Origin of the sequence: Vibrio splendidus 12E03 (assembly GCF_000272105.2) — a bacterium.
GTDB lineage: Bacteria > Pseudomonadota > Gammaproteobacteria > Enterobacterales > Vibrionaceae > Vibrio > Vibrio splendidus_I.
In genome coordinates this window covers 1-3,116 of sequence record NZ_AJZD02000060.1, presented here as the reverse complement: position 1 = coordinate 3,116, position 3,116 = coordinate 1, and the positions used below count along the sequence as shown (strand labels likewise).

The window sequence follows — 3,116 nt, the reverse complement described above, 5'->3', positions numbered from 1 at the left end:
GTACCTGAACTCGAATTAGGAAACAAAGCCCATACACTGCCTAAGTCATGCAGCTTCAGTACTCGATGTTATATCTATACCAATATTAGCAGTAGCTCCATTCAAACGCTTTCTTGTTTAGGGAATATCAGAATCGGTTTTTCAGGAGCCAAAAATAACGTGCTAACTTGTAAACTGAACAATTCCAAGCTCTACAGCTTGCTCAATATTTATTTTTCCTCCGATTAATGCTTGTAATGCAGCTTCGCTAATGACCATGACGGACGATGGCTTGGCTGAAATTGGCGAGACATGAACCTGAATATCTTGATCGGGGGTTACCTTAGTCCATAAATGGCTGTCGATAAGGTAGATATATGACACGGTCTGGAGGTCAACTTGTTGCTGCTTTGCCATTAGTTTTAGCCACCAACTCGCACGTCTTAACCCTTGCTTACCTTCGAGAGTTTCAATGTTTTCAAGGAGGTTTTGCTTTAACGCATCTTGTGTTGCAATTGCAATATCGAGTGAGCCGGGAAAGCTCTCAGTAAAGGGATTATTGAGTTGTCCATCATAAGAGCAAGCATGAGTCGTCATGCTTGCTCCTAATGTAAGGCTCAACAATACCATTGGGTATAGTGCCTTCATATTACCTTCCTAGGGTGTCACAATATTGAACCAGAAATCGAATGAATCAAGCATACCAACAAAGTCTTTAAACACTTTCTTATCACCGTTGAGTTTAATATCACCATTGGAAATAGCCTTCTCAAGAGTGATTACACCAAGTTGTACTTCATCAAGCGTTGCTTTGGTTAAAGTGAGCGAAACATCTGGATCATCATTAAACTTCGTTGTGTGGTTAAGCACTGAATTTTCGATATATAAGGTATATTTCTCATTGAGATCGTTGAAAATGATGTTAATGATGTAGTTCTTTCCAGCGGCTTTTTCTGGAAGCAATCGAACTGCAAGATAGTCGAATAACATCTCTGGTGGCATATTTTTGATGATATCTGGAGAAGCTGTATTGGTTCCTCCTACAGATGGAGTACCGTTTCTTAATTCATATGCACCTTGTAAGTAGACTGATCGCCAAGGGCCAGATTCTGATTGATACCCAAGTTGCTCATAAGTATCAGCGAGTAGTGCTTTACCTTTTTTACTTTGAGGATTTGCAAAGACAACGTGTTTCAATACTTCTGCTACCCATCGATAATTTCCGTCATCAAAATCTTTTTTCGCTTTGTCTATGACAGTACTTTCCCCGCCCATATACTCAACATACTTTACAGCAGCATTCGTTGGTGGAAGGTTGTTGAGATCAGATGGATTACCACTGTACCAACCCATGTAGCGTTGATAGACGGCGCGACTGTTGTGACGCAGAGTTCCGTAGTATCCACGAGTACTCCAGTTATTTTCGATTTCATCTGGAAATTGAATTATTTCAGAGATCTCAGAGCCGATGTAGCCTTGGTTCATTAAGCGAACGGTTTGGTCGTGAGTGTATTTATACATATCGCGTTGAAGCTTAAAGTACTCGACAATTTCTTCTTGTCCCCATAAAGGCCAATGGTGACTTTGGAATTTGACATCGACTTCATCACCCCACATTTCAATGGTTTCATTTAAGTAATATGACCATTTCAAAGCATCGCGAACTTGTGCGCCACGAAGGGTCAAAATATTGTGCATGGTATTGGTACTATTTTCAGCCATCCATAATGCTTTTTTTTCAGGAATCCAAGTGTTTATCTCTGTTGGGGCTTCAGTGCCTGGTGTGTATTGGAACACCATTTTGATACCATCAATAACGTGCTCTTCACCTGTTTTTTCAATAAAGATAGTTGGGCGAATGAGAGTTGCAAGACCAGTTGAGGTCGTTTGACCTAAGCCACCGTTAACACCACCTTCAGGATTACGTGGCAACAGCGCACCATACATATAAATTGCGCGTCGACCCATTGCATTACCAGCGATGACGTTTTCAGAAACCGCATGCTCTGTAAATCCATGTGACGCGATAATCTGCACTTTACCAGCGTCTACATCAGCTTCATCAACAATACCTCGAACACCACCAAAGTGATCTATGTGACTGTGGCTATAGATAACAGCAGTAACAGGTCGCTCACCAAGTTCTGCGTTGATGAATTCCAACGCTGCTTTAGCGGTTTCCTGAGAAATTAATGGATCAAAAACAATCCAACCAGTTTCACCTTCGACAAAGGTAATATTTGACAAGTCATAGCCGCGGACTTGGTAGATCCCGTCAGTAACTTTAAAAAGGCCGTTTATCATATTTAGTTGGGCGTTACGCCATAAACTAGGGTTTACGCTATCAGGTGCTTTCGTATTTAATGAAATGAATTTTTTATACTCCTCTAAGTCCCAGACAACATCACCGTTTTCATTTGTAATGGTCACTACATCCTGCTTGGCAATAAAACCCTTTTGAGCGCGCTCAAAATCTTTGGTGTCTGTAAATGGTAGGGTTTTATAAAGTGCCTGATTGACATCAATAGTAGCTTGAGTTGCAGGTTTAGATTCTGCTGCGACAATTCCTGTCGATATGGTCAACAAAAGCAGCGAGGTCGAAATATTTCTCATATTGTTTTACTCCTTAACATATTTCATACACTAGGTTAGCAGAAAAGTTAAATAGTTTTAAAAAAACTTACTATTTATAAGTACTTAATTGCTTTACTTTGCTATTTGATGAGCATTTATTGGAAGGAATGGTTAAATAACTAATATTCGATTTTGTTTATACTAGTAACTCACGTCTTCTAAGAGATTGGTCGCTAGGTAGCATGTTTTTACATACAACGTATAGTCGATGAGCCAGCGATAACAACTAAATTAAGTACTTGATGTTTAGCAACTTCAAAGTTTCTAATGCGGAGTTTTCTGAATGTTGGGATAGTTAATTTGTCGAAAATACTTCTTCGAAAATTCGTAAAACCAGCGGCTATAGGGGAATACTTCATGAAGTGGTCGAGATAACGAAACGATAGGTTAGCTTCACCTCGATAATGAGCCAGTTTTGCGTCAGCAATCGATGGCGTTTAAGGTAACGACCGAGGTAGTTGATTATGGCTGTGGGATGCTGGGTTTTCTTTGCAAAGTGCACA

At 40.1% G+C, this 3,116-nt stretch carries 2 protein-coding genes; both read right to left on the bottom strand.

All coding sequences use genetic code 11. The features are described 5' to 3' along the window. Positions 1 to 162: 162 nt before the first annotated feature. On the bottom strand, positions 163 to 627 hold the full coding sequence (locus A142_RS05435; RefSeq protein WP_019820756.1) for a hypothetical protein: 465 nt from the start codon (positions 625 to 627) through the stop codon (positions 163 to 165). 9 nt (positions 628 to 636) lie between these two features. Beyond that, the gene (locus A142_RS05430) at positions 637 to 2,592 is read right to left on the bottom strand and encodes an alkyl/aryl-sulfatase (RefSeq protein WP_019820755.1); all 1,956 of its coding nucleotides are present in this window, start codon (positions 2,590 to 2,592) and stop codon (positions 637 to 639) included. Positions 2,593 to 3,116 lie beyond the last annotated feature (524 nt).

Coding starts and splice junctions, on each gene's coding strand:
- A142_RS05435 (WP_019820756.1), bottom strand. CDS start 627: ATGAAGGCACTATACCCAATGGTATTGTTGAGCCTTACATTAGGAGCA.
- A142_RS05430 (WP_019820755.1), bottom strand. CDS start 2,592: ATGAGAAATATTTCGACCTCGCTGCTTTTGTTGACCATATCGACAGGA.